The following is a 20,808-nucleotide window of genomic DNA, read 5'->3' as shown; positions in this document are numbered from 1 at the left end:
GGATAAGGCCTGGTGAGGCGGGTCAGGCAAGGCTTTCCCGGGCGAGTGTGGCGACCAGCACCGCCTTGATGGTGTGCAGGCGGTTCTCGGCCTCGTCGAAGACGATCGAGTGGGAGGACTCGAAGACCTCGTCCGTCACCTCCAGCGACGCGAGGCCGTGGGCCTCGTGGATCTGCTGGCCCACGGTGGTGCCGAGGTCGTGGAAGGCCGGCAGGCAGTGCAGGAACTTCACGTCCGGGTTGCCGGTGGCGTGGAGCACGTCCATGGTCACCGCGTAGGGGGCGAGGGCAGCGATCCGCTCGTCCCACACGTCCTTCGGCTCGCCCATGGAGACCCAGACGTCGGTGGCGACGAAGTCCGCGCCCAGGACGCCCTCGGCGATGTCCTCGGTGAGGGTGACGCGGGCGCCGCTGGCCACGGCGAGCGCGCGGGCGCGGTCGACGATCTCCTGGGCGGGCCAGTAGGACTTCGGGGCGACGATCCGTACGTCCATGCCGAGCAGGGCGCCGGTGACGAGGTAGGAGTTGCCCATGTTGAAGCGGGCGTCGCCGAGGTAGGCGAAGGCGATCTTCCGCAGCGGCTTGGCGCTGTGCTCGGTCATGGTGAGCACGTCGGCGAGCATCTGGGTGGGATGCCAGTCGTCGGTGAGGCCGTTGTAGACGGGCACACCGGCGTGCGCGGCCAGTTCCTCGACCTTGGCCTGGCTGTCGCCCCGGTACTCGATGCCGTCGAACATCCGGCCCAGCACGCGCGCGGTGTCCTTGACCGACTCCTTGTGTCCGATCTGCGAGCCCGAGGGGTCGAGGTAGGTCGTGTGGGCGCCCTGGTCGGCGGCGGCGACCTCGAACGCGCAGCGGGTGCGCGTCGAGGTCTTCTCGAAGATCAGCGCGATGTTCCTGCCCCGCAGGTACGGGATCTCGGTCCCGGCCTTCTTGGCGGCCTTCAGCTCGGCGGCCAGCTCGACCAGGCCCCGGAACTCCTCCTCGGTGAAGTCCAGCTCCTTGAGGAAGTGGCGGCCGGCGAGGGCGGTCGGGACTGTCGCCATGGGGGGCGCTCCAGATGTACGACTACAGGGGACCCTGGAAGTCTATACGACCCTTCACATTTCTATGCGATCTCATACGGGGTCCCGCTGCACGGGACAGCTCATGCACCGGGGGCCGCCCCGGCCCCGGCCCAGCTCGCTGCCCGGGATCTCGATCACCTCGATGCCCTGCTTGCGCAGGTGCGTGTTGGTGGTGGAGTTCCGCTCGTAGGCGACGACGACACCGGGCTCGACGGCGAGCACGTTGCAGCCGTCGTCCCACTGCTCGCGTTCGGCGGCGTGCACGTCCTGCGTGGCGGTCAGCACCCGGATCTCGCCGAGGCCGAGCGCGGCGGCGATCGCGCGGTGCATGTGCTCCGGCGGATGGTCGGTGACCTTCAGCTCGCGTTCGCCGACGCCCGGTTCGATGCTGTACGAGCGGAGCATGCCGAGGCCGGCGTACTGGGTGAAGGTGTCGCCGTCGACCATGGTCATCACCGTGTCGAGATGCATGAAGGCACGCCGCTTGGGCATGTCGAGCGCGACGATCGTGCGCGCCGAGCCGGCCGCGAACAGCTTGTGCGCCAGCATCTCCACCGCCTGCGGGGTGGTGCGCTCGCTCATGCCGATCAGCACGGCGCCGTTGCCGATCACCAGGACGTCACCGCCCTCGATGGTGGAGGGGTAGTCCGCCTGTCCCCGGGACCACACGTGGAACGTTTCGTCACGGAACAGCGGGTGGTGGCGGTAGATCGCCTCGAAGTGGACGGTCTCCCGCTGCCGGGCCGGCCAGCGCATGGCGTTGATGGAGACACCGTCGTAGATCCACGCCGAGGTGTCGCGGGTGAAGAGGTGGTTGGGCAGCGGGCGGAGCAGGAAGTCGTCCAGCTCCATGACATGGAAGCGGACCGAGGTCGGTTCCGCGTGCTCCGCCAGGAACTCCCGCTTGGTCATGCCGCCGACCAGGGCCTCGGCCAGCTCGCCCGGGGTCATCCGGTCGAAGGCGGCACGCAGGTGGTCGGTGGCGAGGGGGCCGTACTCCTTCTCGTCGAAGACCCGGTCCAGGACGAGCGCGCGGGCCTCGGACAGGGCCAGGGTCTCGGTGAGCAGGTCCCCGAAGAGGTGGACCTCGACCCCGCGGTCGCGCAGTACGTCGGCGAAGCCGTCGTGCTCGGCGCGCGCCCGGCGCACCCAGAGCACGTCGTCGAAGAGCAGGGCGTCCTTGTTGCTGGGGGTGAGCCTTTTGAGCTCCAGATCCGGCCGGTGCAGGATGACGCGGCGCAGCCGCCCGGCCTCGGAGTCGACATGGAATCCCATGCCTCCATCCTGACCACCGGGGCCGCGCTTCACCCGCCGCTCGGCGGTTTCCGCGCCCGCCGATTTCCGCCCCCGGTGCCGAGAAGCGGAGCCCGGAAGCGTTCCGGAAGCGGACGGTGACTGTCGGCGGAAGCGGGTGCGGAGCTTTGCTGGGGGGTGTGAACAGGTCAGACCGTGCCGGTCGGCGGGAGTGCCGGGCCCCGCTCGTCCGCGCCGCGCAGGAACGCCTCGACCGCCGAGAGGTCGGTCCGCTCCAGCTCCTCGTCCCGGACGACGATGCGCAGCTCGGGGCAGACGGCCGGGTCCTGGCGCAGGCTCTCGGTGAAGGTCTCGACGATCAGCGACAGCAGCTGGGTGTGGTCGAGTTCGACGATGCGGGACAGGCCGGCGCCGATCAGCGGTATCGCCACCGGTTTGAACAGGCCGTGCAGGGCGACCGAGGGCCACAGGCGTTCCAGGCTCAGCCGCAGGTCGGCCGGGGCGGACCGGGCGCGCAGGTCGTTGCCCAGCCGGGAGTAGGCGAGGGCGAAGACCCGGCGTCTGCCGACCGGGACGGGTACGGCCGTGCCGATCGGGTAGCGGGTGCGCCGGCCGCGCGGCTTGGCGCGAACGCTCTCGGTGGCCAGCGGGGTGACCTCCCTGAGCCCGCGGCGCAGTTGGTCGTCCAGCAGCCGGTGCCGACCCCCGAAGAGGCGGTCGACCAGCTGGCCCTGCACGCTCTCCCGGCTGATCACGATGTCGTCGGTGGAGGTGTCGAAGGTGTCGGAGAACCCCACGACCAGGTTGGCGTCCTCCTGGTCGAACAGGTCGCCGCGCACCACGACGACGTCGACCCGCAGCCCGCGCAGGGTGTGCCGCAGCAGTTCGTCGCCGTGCCGCTCGCGCAGCCGGGCGTTCAGGCGGGCGAGGGCGGCGGCGGCCTCGGGGTCGTCCGGCCGTTCCCGGGCGGTCTGTTCGGCCACCGGGAGGGCGAGGTCGTAGCGGCCCAGCGCGGTGTGGCCGGCGATCAGCTCCCGCAGCGCGGTCTCCCTCAGCTGGGTCAGCCGCCGGGCCGGCGCGCGCGCGAACTCCTCGTCCCGCACCTCGGTCAGCGGCCGGCCGCGCCACAGCCGCAGGGCGTCCGTGAGCAGCCGGACGGCCGAGGCCGGTGCCGCGCGCAGCGCGTCACCCACCAGGCGCGTGAACTCGGCGCTGTCCAGCTCGTCGTCGGACAGGTCGAGCCGGTAGGTGCTCTCGGCGCCGCGCGCGGTCGGCAGCCGGCCGGTGCGCACGATCCGGGCGCCGTGTCCCGGGCCGGCCCGGTCGAACGCGCGCCGCAGCTCCAGAATCCGTTTCTGCACCTCGTTGCGGTTGCGCAGGTCCTGGTGCGGCAGCTCCACGGTCGGCTGCCAGACGTCCAGGTACAGCCGGCGCGCGGTGACGGCCTCGCCGTCGGCGGCGACCAGCCGGGCCAGCAGCCGGGCGGTGAGCGGGGTGAGGCGTACGGCGGTACCGTTCACGTCCAGCCGGACGGGGCCGAGAACGCTCACCCGTATGCACGGTGCAGGGGTCTGCACGCGCCTCGCCCCCTCCGCCGCGTGACGTCCCGTCAACAGCGCGGTCAGGGTACCAAGATGACCTGGAGGCAAGCATGCGGTTGACCGGTCCGCGCCCGTCGCCGCGGCCCGCGCGGCTTCGTCTGCTGCGGTCGTGGCGCGAGCGGCGGGTGTTCGCGGGCAGCGTGCTGGCAGCCTTCGGCGGGGTGTCGGCCGTCGTGCAGTTCACCGGCCAGCTGTTCCCGGACGTCGTGTCCCGGCCCGGCCTGGTGCTGGCCGGCTCCGTGACCCTGTGCCTGGCCTGGGGGCTGACCCGGGCACGCCCGCAGGCCGCCGTACGGCAGGAGTTCACCCGCCCGGGGATGACGGTGGTGGTGGAGGAGGGTGATCTCTTCGAGCAGCCCGGCCACCTGGTGGTGGGGTTCACGGACACCTTCGACACCGTCGTGGACGACGGTGTCGTCATCAACGACGGCAGTGTGCAGGGGCAGTTGCTCGCCCGCCGCTACGCGGGGGACGTCCGGCGGCTGGACGCGGAGCTGGCCGCCGCGCTGGCGGGAGTGACCCCGGTGGCGTGGGAGAGCGTGCGGGACAAGCCGCGGGGCAAGCGTGCCCGGTACCCGGTCGGCACGGTCGCCGTCCTCGGCACCCGGCCCGACCTGGTCTTCGCCGTCGCCTACAGCCGGATGGGCAACGACTGTGTCGCCTCCTCCAAGGTGCAGGACCTGTGGCTCGGCCTGGACCGGCTGTGGGACGCCGTCCACCGGCACGGCCAGCTGGAACGCCTCACCATGCCGCTGACCGGTGCGGGCCTGGCCCGGCTGCACGACATGGACGAGGACAGCCTGCTGCGGCTGATCCTGCTGTCCTTCGTCGTGCACTCCTGGGAGCGGCGGATCTGCCGCGAGCTGCGTGTGGTGGTCCGCCCCGGTGAGCTGGGGCGGATCGACCTGCCGGAGACCGGCGCGTTCCTGGCCGGCCTGGCGGCGGGCGCCCGGCGCCATGTCTGACGCCGGGGGCCGCCCGCCCCGGTGGCGGGGCGCTGAGCGGTACGGGCCCGTCCCCCGACCGTGGACGACCACCGGGCCCGTACCGCGGCTCAGCGGGCCGGCGGTGTCGCCCGCCCGGTGCGGCCGTACGCCGACAGATGGCGGTACGGCCAGGTCTGGAGCCAGTCGGTGCGGGTGTCGTCGACCGCGCAGCCCGCAAGCTTCAGCCGCTCGGCGATCTTGCGCAGGGCGGCCTCCGTGCCGTCGAACCGGATGACGTTGCGGCCCGCGATGTCGGCGATCGTGCGCAGCTCCCCGACCTCCACCATCAGGGTGCGCTCCGGGTAGGCCATCAGCACCATGCCCAGCTCGATGAGCACGTTGGGCCGGGGCTGACCGGTGGGCTCGGTCTCGTACGGCGGCTCGTTCCTGCCGCGCAGGTCCGGGTGGAGCTGGACGATGTCGTCCGGGGTGAGCAGCACGAGGGCCGCCTGGGCCAGCTCGGGGGCACCGGCGACGACCTCGCCGAGGAAGGGTGCCGTCTTGCCGGTGGCCTTGACCAGGTCCTCCCACTCCAGCGGGCGCAGATCGAGCAGGCGCAGCAGGTCGAACATCCTGAGGCGCACCTCCTCGTCGCGGCCGTGGACGACGAAGACGTTGCGGCGGCGGTCCGGGGACGGGGCGGAGCCGTCCTGGTCCGGGCGGACGGGCCGGGCGGGGACATGGACGTTCTGCGTCCCCGAGTTGGTGGTGTTGTTGTTGCCGGTGACGAAGCTGTTGTTGCGCCCGAAGTCGTTCCTGCTTCCGTAGTCGCTGCTGTTGCCGCCCGTGGAGGTGTGCGTCATGCGGGTCCCGCCCCCTGACCGCCGTTCGGGCCGCCGAAGTGCTGCGTGCCCGAGTTCGTGGTGTTGTTGTCGCCGTTCACGAAGCTGTTGTTGTGCCCGTAGTTGTTGAGGATGTTCGTCTGGCGGGCCTCGTGCTCCGTCAGGTCCACGTTGTGCTCGTACAGGAAGTCACGGACGACGTGGAGGAACTGGCGTTCCACGATCTGGGTGTACTTGATGGTGTCGGTCTCCTGGAAGAAGACGTGGAAGTGGGGGCTGGTCGCCATCTCCCGGACGCTGGTGACCGCCCCGCGGTTGAGCAGGGCGTCCGCGTAGCGGCCGAGGCCGAACTCGCTGGTGTCGGCCGGCTGCGGCACCCGGATGCGCTCCTTGGTCCACGGCAGCCGCGGGAGCAGCTGGGCACCCGCCGCCTTGGCGGCTGCCGACCGCACCGCGGAGTGGGGCGTGCCGCGCAGGGTGTGCCAGGCCAGCTTGAGCAGCAGCCGCTCGTCCAGGGTGGCGGGGAGCCGGTCCACCAGCTGGAAGCTCGCCCGGACGGGGGCCAGCACGTACGAGTAGAACTCGGTGTGCAGGGTGTTCCCCTTGAGGTCGAAGCCCACGAACGCCGTGGTGACCAGCTCCTGGTCCCAGGACCCCACCCGGACGCACAGATAGCTGCGTCCCGTGTCGTGGACGTCCTGCCAGTCGCCGTCGAGCTGTTCGGGGGTCGGCTCCGCCACCCCCCGCAGCGTCGTGACGGCCGTGGTGAAGGTGCTCCGCTCGACGGCGAGGCCCTCGATCCGCTGCGACGGGCGGGCCTGGGCGCGCAGCCGGGCGGTCATGCGGTCGGCGACGTAGGCGGTCAGCTCCTCGACGGTGAAGGGGACGACCTCCTTGCGCTTGGGCTCCTGGCCGGTGGCGCCGGGTGGCGCGGGCGCCACCGCGCCGGGCCGGCCGTCGAACACCCCGAGCGGCGCGCCGATCAGCAGTTCCGCGTTGGACCAGCGGCGCACCTGCGCGCCCGCGCCGACGAACGGCTTGTAGCCGCCGTAGCGGATCACCGTGCCGTCCGAGGTCTGCTCCCGCTTGATCTTGCCCACCAGCTCGGGGGTCAGCTCGGGGTGCTCGGGGTACGAACCGTCGAACCCCCGGCCCCCGCGTCCCTCGCCGGTGGGAGGGGCCAGCCGGCGCGCCAGCGTCTGAAGGGTGACGACCCGCCGCAGGAAGGCGGTGACCCACAGCAGCCACAGCACCGCCAGCAGCACGGTGAACCCGTTCAGCGCGCCGGTGACCATGAGGACCAACGTGACGGCGGCGCCCGCGGCCAGCACGGCCAGCCGGATGCGTTGCAGTCGGCGCGCCGCCAGCGCGTGCGCGAGCACGGGCACGGCGTCGTACCCGTACGACGGTGCCACCACCCGGTACCGGTGGGTCAGCAACTCGCGGATGACTCCGGCCCGGTAGACCGGGTCGAGGTAGGTGCCCGCGCACAGCAGCCGGGTGGCGTTGCTCGTCGCGTCGGCGGCCGGGCGGGCCGCGACCGGCCGGTCCGGTTCCGGCGGCGGAGCGGGCACGGTGAGGAAGTCACTCGCCATTGTCTTCTCGCTCCGCTCTGTTCAGCCGGTGGGGGTCATGGAGGCGTCGGTGATGACACCGTCGACCACGGTGTACCGGCCGCTGTACGACTTCTGCGTGCCGTCGGTCTGCCGGGCGAGGAGATCCACCCAGACCGTTCCGCCCTGGACGGACTCGATGGTGACGTAGTCCCGATCGGTGGTGGCGAAGCCCGACACGAAGGAGGTGTAGGACGCGTCGAGGTTCTTGCCGCCCAGGTCCCAGGCGGTCCGGAAGTCGTGCTCGTTGATGGCGTCGAAGAAGCGGGTCACCGTGCCGGCGGGGCTGTCGGCCGCCTCGGTGCTCTCGGTGCCGGCCGGGCTGGAAGCGGTGTCGGTGGGGTCGGCGCTGTCGGTGGCCGTCCAGGTCGGCGTCTCGTACGCCGTGGAGATGTCCGGTGCCGGCGCGTCCGGGGACGACGGGTCGTCACCGCCGGAGTAGCCGCCCGAGTAGCTGCCGGAGTAGCCGCCCCGGCCGTCGATGGACGGGGTCCCGGATCCGCCGCCGTCCTCCGAGCCCAGGTGGGGCGCGATGCCCATGAGCAGGATCAACAGAAAGGGGACACCACCGATGAGCAGTGCGTGCGTCCGCTCCCTACCGCCGGCGGGTAAGAGGCTCGGCGGCTCGTAGGTGTGGTTCATGGGTCCTCGCAACTCCCGGCAGACAGCCGGGATCTCGCTCGTTCCGTCGCTATGACGACAGTCACTCTGCCCGACATCCGTCGGGCGGGCGCCGGTTTCGCGCTTCCGATGCGCTTCCGATCCGGCACGCGCGGGGCGGGTGCGCCGGAGAGAGGTTCAGATCGCGGTGCAGGGGACCGGCCACTGCCGGATGCGCGGGGGCAGCGTCACCGCCCAGCCGCCGCCTGTCAGGACCAGCCGCTCGGCCGTGAGCAGCCCCAGCGCCTCCCGCTCGACGGCGTCCAGTGCCGCGACGGGCGTGGGCTCCAGGAGCCGGAGGAACGTGGCGTGCAGCGCGGGGTGGTCCAGGGTCAGCCGGACGGCCGTGCCCCGCTCCCTGCGGTCCAGGACCGTGACGAAGTCCGGGCCGCGCCGGTGGTAGAGGGTGCCGTGGGCGTGACCGGCCCGCCAGGACGCCAACACGCCCGGATCGGCGGGTAGTTCGGTGGGCGGCGGAAGGTGGCGCAGTACGCGGGGGTCGTACGACGGTGTGCCCGTCGCCCGCCAGTTCACGCCGAGTCCCAGGCCCTGGCACTCGCGCAGGAACCGCACCGCCTCCGCCGTCGCGCGGCCCGTGCCGCTCATGTCCAGGGGTACGGCGGCTTCGACCCGGCGCCCGGTGCGCCGGTGCGGCACGCCGCCGGGCAGCCCGCTCACCCTGTGCTCCTCGGTCGGCCCGCTCATCCCGCCCCCTCGGGCAGCCGGACCGGCTCGCCCCAGGTCGGCAGGGAGACGTAGGTGGCGCCGTCGCGGAAGAGCAGGCCCAGGGAGAACGCGTGGTCGACCCATGTGTCCAGGGTCCGCGCCGGCACCTCGTGGCCGTCGGCGGTCAGCAGGCGGTGCAGCGCGGGGACGGTCCGGCCGTCCTCCAGCCGGCGCAGGGCCGCGGCCCGCCAGCCGGTGAAGCGGTGGGTGGCGGGCGGGTGGCCGTGCCGGCGGTCGTGCACCAGCAGCTCCGCGCCGTCCTCCTCGAACAGCAGCCGGGAGTCCGCGTGCCCGGCCCGCCAGGCCGCCACCGCCTCCTTCAGCCGCCGCTCGACCGGGCCGCCGACACCCGCCGGATCGGTGTCGAACAGGTAGACCAGATCAGCTAGTTCGTCCTCGGGCAGGTCGTAGACGTGCCGGTACATCGCGGCCGGGCGGCGCTTGCCGAAGCCGAGGCCGGGGTCGGTGAAGTGCGGGCTGAACCGCTCCAGCTGGATGCGGTGGGCTCCGCTCGGCGGCTGGAGGTGGACCAGCGCGGGGAGCTGGTCGATGACGGGCGTGTAGTCGTCGTCGCGCTCGCCGGGGAAGCCGTACAGCAGGTTCCAGGAGCAGGTCAGGGCGTGGTTCTCGCACTCGCGCAGGGTGCGGACGTTACGGGCGCCGGTGACCCCCTTGTCCATGAGGTCCAGGACGCGGCTGCCCAGGCTCTCGATGCCGGGCTGGATGTGGACCGTGCCGGAGGCGCCGAGGAGCCGGAGCTGGTCGGGGGTGAGGTTGGACTTGACCTCGTAGTGCAGCCGCAGGTCCCAGCCGCTCTCGACCACCCGGGGCAGGAAGTCGCGGAAGTAGGCCATGTCGATGATGTTGTCGACGGTGACCACGTCGAGGAGGCGATGGCGGCGCACGAGCCGGTCGATCTCCGTCCACAGCCGCTCCCCCGGCTTGGCGCGGAAGGCCATGGCCGTGCCGTTCAGCCCGCAGAAGGTGCAGTGGTGCTTCTCGCCCCACCAGCACCCCCGGGCCCCTTCCACCACCAGTTTCGGGTGGATGTGCTCCTGGACCGGGGAGGCGTCCAGGGCGTCCTGCCACTGGTCGTAGTCGGGCGAGGGTATGTCGGCCGGGGCCACGGTCCGCCGGGTTTCCGTGTTGGCCCGCGACACCGTGCCGTCCCACCAGCACAGTCCGGGCACGTCCGCCGGGGCGGTGCCCGCGTCCAGGTGGCGCAGCAGCGCCGGGAAGGCGTACTCGGCCTCGCCGCGGACCACGTGGTCGACGAAGGGGTGGTTGCGGTGCAGGGCGTGACCCATCGGGCCGTCGCAGTTGCTGCCGCCGAAAACGACCCTCACCTCGGGGCGCCTGCGCTTGAGTTCGCGGGCGAGGGCGAGGGACGGCACGTTCTGCATGAAGGTGCTGGTGAACCCGACCACGTCCGGTCCGGCCGCCAGCACCTCGGTGGCGCAGGCGTCGATGAAATCGGCCGCGTACGGGCGCATCGCGAGGGCCGTGTCGATGAAGACGCCCCGGCCGGCCGCGTACTCCTTCAGCCGGGCCTCGCCCCAGCCGGGGTCGTCGTACAGGACGCCGGAGAAGACCCAGTCGCCGAGGCCGTGGAAGATGGCGTCACTGCCCACCTCGACACAGTCGCCCGGGCGGAGCCGGCCGCCGGAGCGCTCCAGCAGGAACTCCGCCCAGCGCAGGGAGCCGTGGAACTCGGTCACCTCGTCGCCGGGGCGGGACCGCCGCACGATCCGGTGGAGCAGGCCCAGTTGCAGCGAGGGCAGGTCGAGCGGATGCCACGGCATGGTGACCAGGTGGACGCGCATGCTCAGCGGGTCGGCCGCTTCTCCAGGATCGCCGGCCGGCGGGTGGTGCTCTGCTGGTCCTCACGGACCACGATCTTCTTGATCTCCACGCTCGCCACTCCCCTCACGGCATGCGAACACCCTTGCGCCGCACGACTGTCCACCATATGGACAGATGTGTGTGCGGCACAAGGGCGTTGTGTGACCGGCGCGTCGAGGAGCGGTGTGCCGGCGCTCGATGAGCGTGTGCCGGGCGGGCCTACAGCCGCGGGTCCACCGGCTCCGACTCCAGCGCCAGCACTCCGAACACCGCCTCGTGCACCCGCCACAGCGGCTCCCCGTCCGCGAGCCGGTCCAGGGCCTCCAGGCCGAGGGCGTACTCGCGCAGGGCGAGGGACCGCTTGTGGTTCAGGAACCGCTGCCGCAGCCGGGTCAGGTTGTCCGGCCGGGTGTACTCGGGACCGTAGATGATCCGCAGGTACTCGCGGCCCCGGCACTTGATGCCGGGTTGCACCAGCCGTCCCTCCGGGGTGCGGACCAGCGCCCCGACCGGCTTGACGACCATGCCCTCGCCGCCCCGGCCGGTCATCTCCAGCCACCAGTCGACGCCCGCGCGGACCGACTCCGGGTCACCCGTGTCGACGTACAGCCGCCGGGTGGTCCGCAGCAGTCCGGTGCCGTCGTGCTCCACCATCCGGTCGATCAGGGCCAGTTGCTCGTCGTGCGGCAGCGCGGCGAGGCTGCGGCCCTGGGCGGCCAGGAGCTGGAAGGGGGCCAGCCGGACCCCGTCCAGGCCCTCGGTGGTCCAGCAGTAACGGCGGTAGGCGGCGGTGAAGGCGCCCGCGTCGGCGGCGCGTTCACGCTGCCGGGCGAGCAGGCCCCCGACGTCGGCCCCGCGCGCCGCCGCGGCCTCCAGGGCGGCGATCGCGCCCGGGAACACCGCGCCGGACGCGGCGCCGACGGCCGCGTACTGGCCGCGCAGCAGCCCCGTGGCCTTCAGCGACCACGGCATCAGCTCGGCGTCCAGCAGGAGCCAGTCCGTGGCGAGTTCGTCCCACAGACCGGCGTCCCCGATCGCCGAGCGCAGCCGGCCGAGGATCTCCTCGGTCACCTCCGCGTCGTCGAAGAACGGCCGCCCGGTACGGGTGTACAGCGAACCCGTGGGTCCTCCCCCACGCTCGGCTTCGCTCGCGCGGGAGGTACCCCCAGCCCCGAACCGCTTCCGTGCCGTCTCCGCGTCCCGGCAGACCAGGGCCACGGCCCGCGAGCCCATGTGCTTCTCCTCGCACACGACCCGCGCGACGCCGTCCCGCGCGTACTGCGCGAAGGCCTCCTGAGGGTGCTCCAGGTAGCCCTCGACCTCCGATGTCGCCGTCGGTGCCATGGTCGGCGGCAGGTACGGCAGCAGGCGCGGGTCGGTCGCGAAGCGGCTCATGACCTCCAGGGCCGCCGCCGCGTTCTCCTCGCGGACGGCCACCCGGCCCGCGTGCCGGGTCTCCACGGCCCGGCGGCCGTGCACGTCCGCCAGGTCCAGCGGCCGGCCGTCCTGCCCGCCGGGCGCCTCGGCGCGCAGCGGCCTCGCCGGCTCGTACCAGACCCGCTCGGCCGGTACGTCGACCAGCTCCCGCTCCGGCCAGCGCAGCGCGGTCAGCTTGCCGCCGAAGACAGCACCGGTGTCCAGGCATATGGTGTTGTTGAGCCATGTCGCCTCGGGCACGGGTGTGTGGCCGTAGACCACCGCGGCCCGGCCCCGGTAGTCCTCCGCCCACGGGTAACGCACCGGCAGCCCGAACTCGTCGGTCTCGCCGGTGGTGTCCCCGTACAGGGCGTGCGAGCGGACCCGGCCGGAGGTGCGGCCGTGGTACCTCTCCGGCAGGCCGGCGTGGCAGACCACGAGCCGGCCGCCGTCCAGGACGTAGTGGCTGACCAGTCCGTCGATGAACTGCCGTACCTCGGCCCGGAACTCCTCGCTCTCGCCCTCCATCTGCGCGATGGTCTCGGCGAGCCCGTGGGTGTGCTGGACCCTGCGGCCCTTGAGGTGGCGGCCGTACTTGTTCTCGTGGTTGCCGGGGACGCACAGGGCGTTGCCCGACTTCACCATGGACATCACCCGGCGCAGCACGCCGGGGCTGTCCGGGCCGCGGTCGACCAGGTCGCCGACGAACACGGCGGTACGGCCCTCCGGGTGCGCCCCGTCCACGTAGCCCAACTCGGCCAGCAGCGCCTCCAGTTCGCCGGAGCAGCCGTGGACGTCACCGATGATGTCGAAGGGGCCGGTGAGGTGGGTCAGGTCGTTGTAGCGCTTCTCGGTGACGACGGTGGCGCTCTCCACCTCCTCCGTCCCGCGCAGGACGTGCACCTTGCGGAAGCCCTCGCGCTCCAGGTGGCGCAGCGACCGGCGCAGTTCGCGGATGTGCCGCTGGATCACCCGGCGGGGCATGTCGGCGCGGTCGGTGCGGGCCGCGTTGCGCTCGGCGCACACCTCCTCCGGCACGTCCAGCACGATCGCGATGGGCAGCACGTCGTACCGCTTGGCCAGGTCGATCAGCTGACGCCGGCCGTCCTGCTGCACGCTGGTGGCGTCGACGACGGTGCGGCGGCCGGCGGCCAGCCGCTTGCCGGCGATGTAGTGCAGGACGTCGAAGGCGTCCCGGCTGGCGCTCTGGTCGTTCTCGTCGTCGGAGACCAGACCCCGGCAGAAGTCGGAGGAGATCACCTCGGTGGGCTTGAAGTGCCGCCGGGCGAAGGTGGACTTGCCGGAGCCGGAGGCGCCGACGAGGACGACAAGGGACAGGTCGGTGACGGGGAGTTCCCGTCCCGGCTCGCGGGTCCCGGTCATGCGGCCTTCGCCTCCTTCTCGGTCTCGTCGCGGTGGAACACGGCCATCTGGGTGGGCGGGCCGACCTCGGGGTCGTCCGGGCCGACGGGGACGAACTCGACGTCGTAGCCGTGGCGTCCGGCCACGGTCGCCGCCCAGGCGCGGAACTCCTCGCGGGTCCACTCGAAGCGGTGGTCGCCGTGCCGGACGTGTCCGGCGGGCAGGCTCTCCCAGCGGACGTTGTACTCGACGTTCGGGGTGGTCACGACGACCGTGCGCGGGCGGGCGTGCCCGAACACGGCGTACTCCAGGGCGGGCAGCCTGGGCAGGTCGAGGTGTTCGATCACCTCGCTGAGCACGGCGGCGTCGTAGCCCTTGAGCCGGTTGTCCGTGTAGGCGAGGGAGCCCTGGACGAGCTTGACGCGGGACGCCTGCCGCTCCCCCATCCGGTCGAGCCTGAGCCGCCGTGCCGCGATGGTCAGGGCCCGCACGGACACGTCGACGCCGACGATCTCGGTGAACCGGGCGTCCCTGAGCAGCGCCTGCACCAACTGGCCCTGGCCACAGCCCAGGTCGAGGACGCGTGCGGCGCCGGACGCGTGCAGCGCGGTGAGGATGGCCGCCCGGCGCTGCTCGGCGAGCGGGGTCGGCCTCTCCTCCGCCTCGGTCTCCTCCGCGACGGCGTTGTCGATGTCCTCGACCTCGCTGTCGTCGGCCTCGGCCAGCCGCACCAGCTCCAGCCGCTCGCGAGCCTGCCGGGTCAGCGACCAGCGCCGGGACAGATACCGGTTGGTGATCAGCTGCTGCTCCGGGTGGCCGGCCAGCCAGCCCTCCCCGGCGCGCAGCAGCTTGTCGACCTCGTCGGCGGAGACCCAGTAGTGCTTGGCGTCGTCCAGCACCGGCAGCAGGACGTACAGGTGGCGCAGCGCCTCGGCGAGGGTCAGCCGCTCCGACTCCAGCACGAGCCGGACGTACCGCGAGTCGCCCCACTCCGGGAACGCGGTGTCGAGCGGGACGGGGTCGACGGTGACGGTCCAGCCCAGCGGTGCGAACAGCCGTCGTACGAGGTCCGGGCCGCCACGGGCGGGCAGCGCCGGGACCTCGACGCGCAGCGGCAGCGGGGCCGCCGCCCGCTCGGGGCGGGCGTTGCACACCCCGCGCAGGGCGCTGGAGAACACGGTGCTCAGCGCGACCGCGAGCAGCGAGGAGGCCGCGTAGGGACGGTCGTTGACGTACTGCGCGAGGGCCGCGTCGGGTGCGCCGCCACGGCCCTTGCCCTTGCTCCGGCGGACCAGTGCGAGGGTGTCGGTCTCCAGCAGCAGGGCGGCCGTGCAGCGCTCGGCGTCCGCCTCGGGGTAGAAGACGTGCGCCGTGCCGTACGACGTGGAGAACGCCTGCGCCTTGTCGGGGTGCTTGTGCAGCAGGTACCCCAGGTCGGTGGCCGGGCTCCCGGCCGTACCGGTGGTGGAGATCGTCACGAACATGCTGTCGAGTCTCCCTGGCCGGACCCCTGCTGACCACAGGTTTTCCGCGCGGATGTGGCCGGCCACGCGGACGGGGCTTCCCCGCTCAGGACTCGTCGTCGACGATCTTCCGGGCCTTCGCCATGGCCCGCTGGTCGTCGGCGCGTCGTGCGTCCAGCGCCTTCTTGTTCTTGCTGATGGCGGTCTTCTGCGCGCGGCTCTCGACGGTGTGCACGGCCTGGATGAAGCCCGTGTCGAGTTTGCACCGGGCGTCCGCGACGGCGGTCTTCTTCTCCTTCTCCGACGGCTCGTCACCCCGAAACCAGTGGGAGTCGGTCGACGCCTGGTCCGGGTCGGAGTAGCGGAAGCCCTTGTCCTTCATGCAGTCCGACCACTCGCGTTCGGCCTTCTTCCAGGCGGGGTCCTTCCGCGCTTGCTTGTGCGCCTGGTACCAGTACTGCGCGGGGAGCGAGTAGTAGCCGCTGAGCCGCACGCCACCGATCTTCGTCGGCTTGGGCTCGGGGCCGTAGATCTTCCGGACCGCCTCGCCCATGCACCCCTTCTTGGGAATGGGGTGGCCGTGCGACTGGTGGCTGTCGCCGGACTCGAAGGTGCCGGTGAGCGCCGCGTACTGGTCGGAGGGCCACTCCATGGGCTGGCTGTCGGACTCGTCCCGCCGTGCGTTGTGGTAGCCGTGCTCGGCCGCCAGGTCCGGGTCGTCCACGCCGTACGGGCTGTCGTCCCCGACCTTGCTGCCGCCCGCGAGGGTGCCCTGCCGCACCGGGTAGGTCGACTCGACGGTCCTGATGTCGAGCGACTTGAACCCGGTGAACCCGAGCCGGACCATGCACCGCTTGGCGAGGATCCACTGGGCGGTGCCGACGGCCTTGCCGTCGCGGGACGTCGCGTCCGGTATGTAGGCGTTCAGCGGGAACGACTTCATGGCGTTGAGGCGGCGGGCCTCGTCGCCGGGGTCGTCGTCACCGACGAACTGACAGGCCGACACGGCGAGCAGGCCGGTGAGAGCGAGGGGGAGGATTTTACGCACCCGGTCATACGACCAGGCAGGGATCATGTGCGCCGTGATGGAAGCCACAGTTCCGGCACACGGTGTTCACAGAAGACCCATGTGATCTCCGTTACGGCCGCCCCGGCCCCGCGTCTGATGGAGTGAGCCCCCGTCAACTGACCACTGACAGAAGGGGGAACCATGACCAACGGCCAGGGAACCCGGGTACGCGGAAGAGCCGCCGTCGCCGTGGCGGCCGGTGCCGTCCTCGGCGCGGGCGTCCTCGCGACCGCTCCGGCCCAGGCGGCCACGGCGCCGGCCGCGGCCTCCGCCGCGCGCTCCGCCACGGCGGCACCGCAGGTGTCGGCCCAGGGCGCGTACGCCATGAACCCGGCGACGGGCAAGCAGCTCTTCGGCAAGGCGCCGGACGGACGGCTGCGGACCGGCTCCACCACGAAGATCATGACCGCGCTGGTGGTGCTGTCGCAGCGGAACGTGAACCTCGAGAAGAAGGTGAAGATCAAGAGGGAGTACACCGACTACGTCATCGACCCGGTGACGCACGTCCAGCGGTACTCCAGCGCGAACCTGATCCTCGGCGACTCGATGAAGGCGGGCGACCTGCTGTACGGCCTGCTGCTCCCCTCGGGCTGCGACGCGGCCTACGCGCTGGCGGACACCTACGGCACGGGCTCGACGACGGCCCAGCGGACCAGGTCGTTCATCGGCAAGATGAACGCCAAGGCGCGCGAACTCGGCCTGAAGAACACCCACTTCGACTCCTTCGACGGGGTGTCCAACGGGAAGAACCACTCCTCGCCGCGCGACCTGGCCAAGCTGGCCGGGGCCGCGCTGAAGAACAAGACGTTCAAGAAGGTCGTCGGCACGAAGGTCTACGACGACATGCGGTCGTACCGGCCCGGCGGCGGAACGCACGCCATGAAGCCGTGGAACAACTCGAACAAGCTCCTGACCTCCTACCGGGGCGCGTTCGGCGTCAAGACCGGTTCCGGGCCGGAGGCGAAGTTCTGCCTGGTGTTCGCGGCCACCCGTGGCTCGAAGACGGTCGTGGGCACGATTCTCGCGGACACGTCGGCGGACCAGCGCTTCAAGGACGCGACGAAGATCCTCGACTACGGCTTCACCCAGCGGGGCTGAGCCGGGGCGGGGGAACCTGCGGGTTCCCCCGGCACCCCCGGGTCGGATCAGCTCCCGCGCAGGCAACCCTTCCGGCGCGCGGGCCCTCTCACCGAGCGGACAGCGAAGGACCTTGAGGGGGAAGGCACCGTGCTCGTGACCGACCGGACCGTCAGACGGCGGGCGTGGGCGCCGGCCGCACTGGGAGTGCTCGCGCTGCTCACGGTGTCCTGCGACACCGGCGCGCGGCGGCAGCCGTCCGCCGCCCACCCGACCGTACCGGCCCATGTCGCGGCCTACGACGCCGGCTGGCGGACCGGGAAAGGGATCTACCAGTCCGGCGGCAAGGGCATGGCGATCCGCGAAGTGGTCTGGGGAGGCTGTGTGCGCCGCTCGCTCACGGCCCGGCCGCGGGAGGTCGTGGACCGGGACCGCGGTGCCTGGATCCTCGGCTGCGTGCAGGGGGTCTCCGGAGCACCGCACCGGCGTCCCGCCCGCCCGCAGACCCGGCGCGAGACGGACCCGGGCCTCCTGGCCGACTTCCGGTCCTGGGCCGCGTGGCACGGCGCGAAGGAATCCGCGGCGAGGGCGACCCGGGTCGTCCTGGTCCACCTCGGCGACCGCGACTACGACGTCGAACTCACCAGTACTGACGACGCCGGCGACCGCGCGGCTGGCGCGGCTGGCGCGGCGGACCTCGCCGACACCTTCGCCGAGTGGTGGGACGGCGACGACGGGGACGAGGGCGTCGCCTGGAACCTGCTCGTCCTCACCCGGGACGGCGAACGTCTTCTGACCCGGGATCTGTGACCCGCCCATCCGGCTCCGGCCGGCGCTCGGAGATCGCTCCGGCGAGAATCCCGAGGGTCACGGCGGCCAGGCCGAGCCCGGCGACGCCCGTGTTGACCCAGAAGTAGCCGGGGCTGCTCGGGCGGGTGCTGCCGTCGGCCAGGACACAGTCGAAGCGGAGCGGCACCCAGGAGGCCTCCTGGCCCACCAGCACGCCGGGCGGGAAGTCGTCGCGGCACTCGTGGGCCGGCGTGGAGTCCGCGCCGGAGGACGACTCGTGCACGGAGAGCGCGACCGATCCCGCGCCCAGCAGATAGAGGACGACTGCGGCCCAGCCCGCCATCCACGCCGACCAGCGCACCAGGTCGAGCCGCCAGTCCGGGCGCCTGCCGGGCAGCACCACGGACAGGACCTTGACCATGACGGCGATCAGCCAGGCGGGGATCGCGAGAACGGCCGGGAAGAGCAGGAAGCCGAAGAGGATGCCGAGTGCGGAGTCGTCGTCCATCGGGTGATCCCAGCAGGGCCACCCCGACCGGACCATGACGGAAGCCACACCTCCGGCCACAGCCTCGTCACAGCCTTGGGGGGGGAAGGTCCCGGGGCTCGGGGGGCGGGCTGTTGGGCGAGGGGGCGGGGCTCTTGGGCGCAGCTCGGGGCGGGGGCCGGGGCTCTCGGGCGCTGGCCCGGGGCAGGAGCGGGGGCCTTTGGGCGCAAGTCGGGGCAGGAGCCGGGGCCCGGGGGCTGGGGCCCTTGGGCGCAAGCCGGGGCAGGAGCCGGGGCCCGCAGGCTGGGGCCCTTGGGTGAAGGGCTGGGCCTTTGGGCTAGGGGCTGGGGCCTTGGGCTGAAGCCCTTGGGCGCGGCCCCGGGGCAGGGTCGGGGCCTTTGGGCTGGGCCCCTTGGGCGAGGAGCCGGGGCTCTTGGGCGCAGGCCCGGGGCAGGGTCGGGGCCCTTGGGCTGGGCCCCTTGGGTGAGGAGCCGGGGCTCTTGGGCGCAGGCCCGGGGCAGGGTCGGGGCCCTTGGGCCGGGGCCCTTCGGCGACGAGCCGGGGCTCTTGGGCGCAGGCCCGGGGCAGGCTCGGGGCCCTTGGGCCGGGGTCCTTCGGCGAGGGGACGGGGCTCATTGGGCGCGGCCCCGGCTCAAGGCCGGGCTCTTGGGCTGGGCCCCGGCGTGAGTCCCGGGGCTCTTGGGCTGGGCCCCGGGACGGGAGGGACGGGTCGCCGGCGGCTACGACAGCTGGGCCTGGACCTGGCTGGAGATCAGCTCCAGGTGGTCCAGATCGCCGAGGTCCAGCACCTGGAGATAGATCCGCCGGGAGCCGATCTCGGCGTACCGGCCGATCTTGTCGACGACCTCGGCCGGGGAACCGGCGAGCCCGTTGGCCTTCAGCTCGTCCACCTCACGGCCGATCGCGGCGGCGCGCCGGGCCACCTCCTGGTCGTCCTTGCCCACGCAGACGACGAGCGCGTTGGAGTACGTCAGGTCGTCCGCGTCACGGCCCGCCTCCACCGCGGCGGCCCGCACCCGGCCGAACTGCCGCTCGCTGTCCTCGATCGAGGCGAACGGGATGTTGAACTCGTCGGCGTACCGGGCGGCGAGCCGCGGGGTGCGGGTCGCGCCGTGGCCGCCGATGAGCACCGGGACCTTCTTCTGCGCGGGCTTGGGCAGCGCCGGGGAGTCGGTGAGGTCGTAGTACGTGCCGTGGAAGTCGAAGGTCTTGCCGACCTCGGTCGCCCACAGCCCGGTGACGATCGCGAGCTGCTCCTCCAGCCGGGCGAACTTCTCCTTCGGGAAGGGGATGCCGTACGCCTTGTGCTCCTCCTCGAACCAGCCCGCGCCGAGGCCGAGTTCCACCCGGCCGCCGGACATCTGGTCGACCTGGGCGACCTGGATGGCGAGCACGCCGGGCAGGCGGAAGGTGCCGGCGGTCATCAGCGTGCCGAGGCGGATGCGCTTCGTCTCGCGGGCGAGGCCGGCCAGGGTGATCCAGGCGTCCGTCGGGCCGGGCAGGCCGTCCACGCTGCCCATGCGGAGGTAGTGGTCGGAACGGAAGAAGGCGTCGAAGCCCAGGTCCTCGGTGGCCTTGGCCACGGCGAGCAGGGTGTCGTAGGTAGCCCCCTGCTGGGGCTCGGTGAAGATTCGAAGGTCCATACACCTATCCTGCACGGCGCCGCCCGCGTCAACCGCGCCGGTACCGTCCGGCACGGCCGTCCCCGGTCGGGTGAAATTCCCCCACCCCGCGCGCGGGCCTCGCTCCGGGCCAGTGACCGGCCCCGGCGGTGATCGTTGGGCCGTCGGAGCCGGACCGTCCGGCGCCCGCGCCGGACGGTGGCTTCCGTCGCGCGTCACCGCGCCGGCCCCGGCGGGCCGGGCGCCGAGGAGGCCGTCATGTCCGAAGAGTCCGTTCCCGAGCAGGGAGGCTCCGCCGGTCGGCCGAAGGGGTTGCTGGAGCAGATGGAAGAGCTGATGGCGGCACTGAACGCGGACCTGTCGGCCCTGGCAGACCTTCAGTCCGGGGCGCCGGGGAGGGGCGCGGCCGACGAGGCGGAATGAGGCGTACGGCTGGGCGATACGCGGGGTGCCGGCTCAGGGCGTCGACCGCCACGAGACCGAAACCGCGCACGCACACGGCCGTGGTTCAACAGCGGCCCGAACCGGCGACGCCCCCGCCGCACCACCGCCCGGAGGGGCAAGGTAGATCTGCCACCCACGCATGGCCGTGGCTCAACAGCGGCCCGAACCAGAGGCACCCCCGCCGCACCCCGCCCGGAAGGGCAACGTACATCTGCCACCCACGCACGGTCGAGACTCAACAGCGGCCCGAACCAGAGACCCCCCGGCACCCCGCCCGGAAGGGCAACGCACATCTGCCACCCACGCACGGCCGAGACTCAACAGCGGCCCGAACCAGAGACCCCCCGGCACCCCGCCCGGAAGGGCAACGCACATCCGCCACCCACGCACGGCCGAGACTCAACAGCAGCCCGAACCAGAGACACCCCCGCCGCACCCCGCCCGGAAGGGCAACGCACATCCGCCACCCACGCACGGCCGAGACTCAACAGCAGCCCGAACCAGAGACACCCCCGCCGCACCCCGCCC

Annotated in this window: 17 protein-coding genes; 4 read left to right on the top strand and 13 right to left on the bottom strand. The window is 72.4% G+C overall.

What is annotated here, in order from left to right; translation table 11 throughout:
* Positions 1-22 precede the first annotated feature (22 nt).
* The 3 genes from argF to ACZ4WH_RS29295 form a co-directional block, all read right to left on the bottom strand.
* Positions 23-1,045, bottom strand: a complete 1,023-nt coding sequence (gene argF, locus ACZ4WH_RS29305; RefSeq protein WP_468186145.1) for an ornithine carbamoyltransferase — start codon at positions 1,043-1,045, stop codon at positions 23-25.
* A 72-nt stretch (positions 1,046-1,117) separates the two neighbouring features.
* A complete protein-coding gene (locus ACZ4WH_RS29300) occupies positions 1,118-2,341 on the bottom strand; it encodes an arginine deiminase (protein ID WP_468186142.1) in 1,224 nt (407 codons plus the stop codon).
* Positions 2,342-2,508: 167 nt separating this feature from the next.
* A complete protein-coding gene (locus ACZ4WH_RS29295) occupies positions 2,509-3,870 on the bottom strand; it encodes a macro domain-containing protein (RefSeq protein WP_468186139.1) in 1,362 nt (453 codons plus the stop codon).
* A gap of 101 nt (positions 3,871-3,971) precedes the next feature.
* Here ACZ4WH_RS29295 and ACZ4WH_RS29290 point away from each other — a divergent pair, with 101 nt between their 5' ends.
* Positions 3,972-4,886: a macro domain-containing protein gene (locus ACZ4WH_RS29290; protein WP_468186136.1), complete on the top strand. Its 915-nt coding sequence runs from the start codon at positions 3,972-3,974 to the stop codon at positions 4,884-4,886.
* A gap of 89 nt (positions 4,887-4,975) precedes the next feature.
* Here ACZ4WH_RS29290 and ACZ4WH_RS29285 read toward each other — a convergent pair whose 3' ends face one another.
* The 8 genes from ACZ4WH_RS29285 to ACZ4WH_RS29250 all read right to left on the bottom strand — a co-directional run bounded on the left by ACZ4WH_RS29285 (position 4,976) and on the right by ACZ4WH_RS29250 (position 15,819).
* Positions 4,976-5,710 (bottom strand): TIR domain-containing protein, encoded by a 735-nt coding sequence (locus ACZ4WH_RS29285; RefSeq protein WP_468186133.1) that lies wholly within the window; start codon positions 5,708-5,710, stop codon positions 4,976-4,978.
* Positions 5,707-7,284 (bottom strand): hypothetical protein, encoded by a 1,578-nt coding sequence (locus ACZ4WH_RS29280; protein ID WP_468186130.1) that lies wholly within the window; start codon positions 7,282-7,284, stop codon positions 5,707-5,709. Before ACZ4WH_RS29280 ends, ACZ4WH_RS29285 begins: the two co-directional genes overlap by 4 nt.
* Before the next feature lie 21 nt (positions 7,285-7,305).
* Complete coding sequence (locus ACZ4WH_RS29275) at positions 7,306-7,944, bottom strand: hypothetical protein (protein ID WP_468186129.1); 639 nt, start codon at positions 7,942-7,944, stop codon at positions 7,306-7,308.
* Positions 7,945-8,100: 156 nt separating this feature from the next.
* Positions 8,101-8,667, bottom strand: a complete 567-nt coding sequence (locus tag ACZ4WH_RS29270; protein WP_468186126.1) for a DUF5825 family protein — start codon at positions 8,665-8,667, stop codon at positions 8,101-8,103.
* Entirely contained in the window at positions 8,664-10,511 is a 1,848-nt protein-coding gene (locus ACZ4WH_RS29265) for a RiPP maturation radical SAM C-methyltransferase (protein WP_468186123.1), read from the bottom strand. Before ACZ4WH_RS29265 ends, ACZ4WH_RS29270 begins: the two co-directional genes overlap by 4 nt.
* A gap of 238 nt (positions 10,512-10,749) precedes the next feature.
* Complete coding sequence (locus ACZ4WH_RS29260) at positions 10,750-13,329, bottom strand: polynucleotide kinase-phosphatase (protein WP_468186120.1); 2,580 nt, start codon at positions 13,327-13,329, stop codon at positions 10,750-10,752.
* Positions 13,326-14,792: a 3' terminal RNA ribose 2'-O-methyltransferase Hen1 gene (locus ACZ4WH_RS29255; RefSeq protein WP_468186118.1), complete on the bottom strand. Its 1,467-nt coding sequence runs from the start codon at positions 14,790-14,792 to the stop codon at positions 13,326-13,328. The genes ACZ4WH_RS29260 and ACZ4WH_RS29255 overlap by 4 nt, the downstream gene beginning before the upstream one ends.
* Before the next feature lie 85 nt (positions 14,793-14,877).
* The gene (locus tag ACZ4WH_RS29250; protein ID WP_468186117.1) at positions 14,878-15,819 is read right to left on the bottom strand and encodes a hypothetical protein; all 942 of its coding nucleotides are present in this window, start codon (positions 15,817-15,819) and stop codon (positions 14,878-14,880) included.
* Positions 15,820-15,981: 162 nt separating this feature from the next.
* Here ACZ4WH_RS29250 and ACZ4WH_RS29245 point away from each other — a divergent pair, with 162 nt between their 5' ends.
* Both ACZ4WH_RS29245 and ACZ4WH_RS29240 read left to right on the top strand, forming a co-directional pair.
* Positions 15,982-16,938, top strand: coding sequence for a D-alanyl-D-alanine carboxypeptidase family protein (locus ACZ4WH_RS29245; protein ID WP_468186114.1), 957 nt, complete (start codon positions 15,982-15,984; stop codon positions 16,936-16,938).
* Between the two features lie 129 nt (positions 16,939-17,067).
* A complete protein-coding gene (locus tag ACZ4WH_RS29240; RefSeq protein WP_468186111.1) occupies positions 17,068-17,727 on the top strand; it encodes a hypothetical protein in 660 nt (219 codons plus the stop codon).
* On the opposite strand, the gene ACZ4WH_RS29235 is transcribed toward ACZ4WH_RS29240, so the two are convergent.
* A complete protein-coding gene (locus ACZ4WH_RS29235; RefSeq protein ID WP_468186109.1) occupies positions 17,687-18,214 on the bottom strand; it encodes a hypothetical protein in 528 nt (175 codons plus the stop codon). The genes ACZ4WH_RS29240 and ACZ4WH_RS29235 overlap by 41 nt on opposite strands.
* 719 nt (positions 18,215-18,933) lie before the next feature.
* Positions 18,934-19,857 carry an LLM class F420-dependent oxidoreductase gene (locus ACZ4WH_RS29230; RefSeq protein ID WP_468186106.1) on the bottom strand — a complete coding sequence of 308 codons (924 nt, stop codon included), beginning with the start codon at positions 19,855-19,857 and terminating at the stop codon, positions 18,934-18,936.
* A gap of 237 nt (positions 19,858-20,094) precedes the next feature.
* Here ACZ4WH_RS29230 and ACZ4WH_RS29225 point away from each other — a divergent pair, with 237 nt between their 5' ends.
* On the top strand, positions 20,095-20,259 hold the full coding sequence (locus ACZ4WH_RS29225; RefSeq protein WP_468186104.1) for a hypothetical protein: 165 nt from the start codon (positions 20,095-20,097) through the stop codon (positions 20,257-20,259).
* The last annotated feature ends 549 nt before the right edge of the window (positions 20,260-20,808 follow it).

The sequence above is a fragment of the Streptomyces sp. NPDC029138 genome, from assembly GCF_055564375.1.
This window is presented reverse-complemented; position numbering and strand designations above follow the sequence as displayed.

Coding starts and splice junctions, on each gene's coding strand:
- argF (WP_468186145.1), bottom strand. CDS start 1,045: ATGGCGACAGTCCCGACCGCCCTCGCCGGCCGCCACTTCCTCAAGGAG.
- ACZ4WH_RS29300 (WP_468186142.1), bottom strand. CDS start 2,341: ATGGGATTCCATGTCGACTCCGAGGCCGGGCGGCTGCGCCGCGTCATC.
- ACZ4WH_RS29290 (WP_468186136.1), top strand. CDS start 3,972: ATGCGGTTGACCGGTCCGCGCCCGTCGCCGCGGCCCGCGCGGCTTCGT.
- ACZ4WH_RS29285 (WP_468186133.1), bottom strand. CDS start 5,710: ATGACGCACACCTCCACGGGCGGCAACAGCAGCGACTACGGAAGCAGG.
- ACZ4WH_RS29280 (WP_468186130.1), bottom strand. CDS start 7,284: ATGGCGAGTGACTTCCTCACCGTGCCCGCTCCGCCGCCGGAACCGGAC.
- ACZ4WH_RS29275 (WP_468186129.1), bottom strand. CDS start 7,944: ATGAACCACACCTACGAGCCGCCGAGCCTCTTACCCGCCGGCGGTAGG.
- ACZ4WH_RS29270 (WP_468186126.1), bottom strand. CDS start 8,667: ATGAGCGGGCCGACCGAGGAGCACAGGGTGAGCGGGCTGCCCGGCGGC.
- ACZ4WH_RS29265 (WP_468186123.1), bottom strand. CDS start 10,511: ATGCGCGTCCACCTGGTCACCATGCCGTGGCATCCGCTCGACCTGCCC.
- ACZ4WH_RS29260 (WP_468186120.1), bottom strand. CDS start 13,329: ATGACCGGGACCCGCGAGCCGGGACGGGAACTCCCCGTCACCGACCTG.
- ACZ4WH_RS29255 (WP_468186118.1), bottom strand. CDS start 14,792: ATGTTCGTGACGATCTCCACCACCGGTACGGCCGGGAGCCCGGCCACC.
- ACZ4WH_RS29245 (WP_468186114.1), top strand. CDS start 15,982: ATGACCAACGGCCAGGGAACCCGGGTACGCGGAAGAGCCGCCGTCGCC.
- ACZ4WH_RS29235 (WP_468186109.1), bottom strand. CDS start 18,214: ATGGACGACGACTCCGCACTCGGCATCCTCTTCGGCTTCCTGCTCTTC.
- ACZ4WH_RS29230 (WP_468186106.1), bottom strand. CDS start 19,857: ATGGACCTTCGAATCTTCACCGAGCCCCAGCAGGGGGCTACCTACGAC.
- ACZ4WH_RS29225 (WP_468186104.1), top strand. CDS start 20,095: ATGTCCGAAGAGTCCGTTCCCGAGCAGGGAGGCTCCGCCGGTCGGCCG.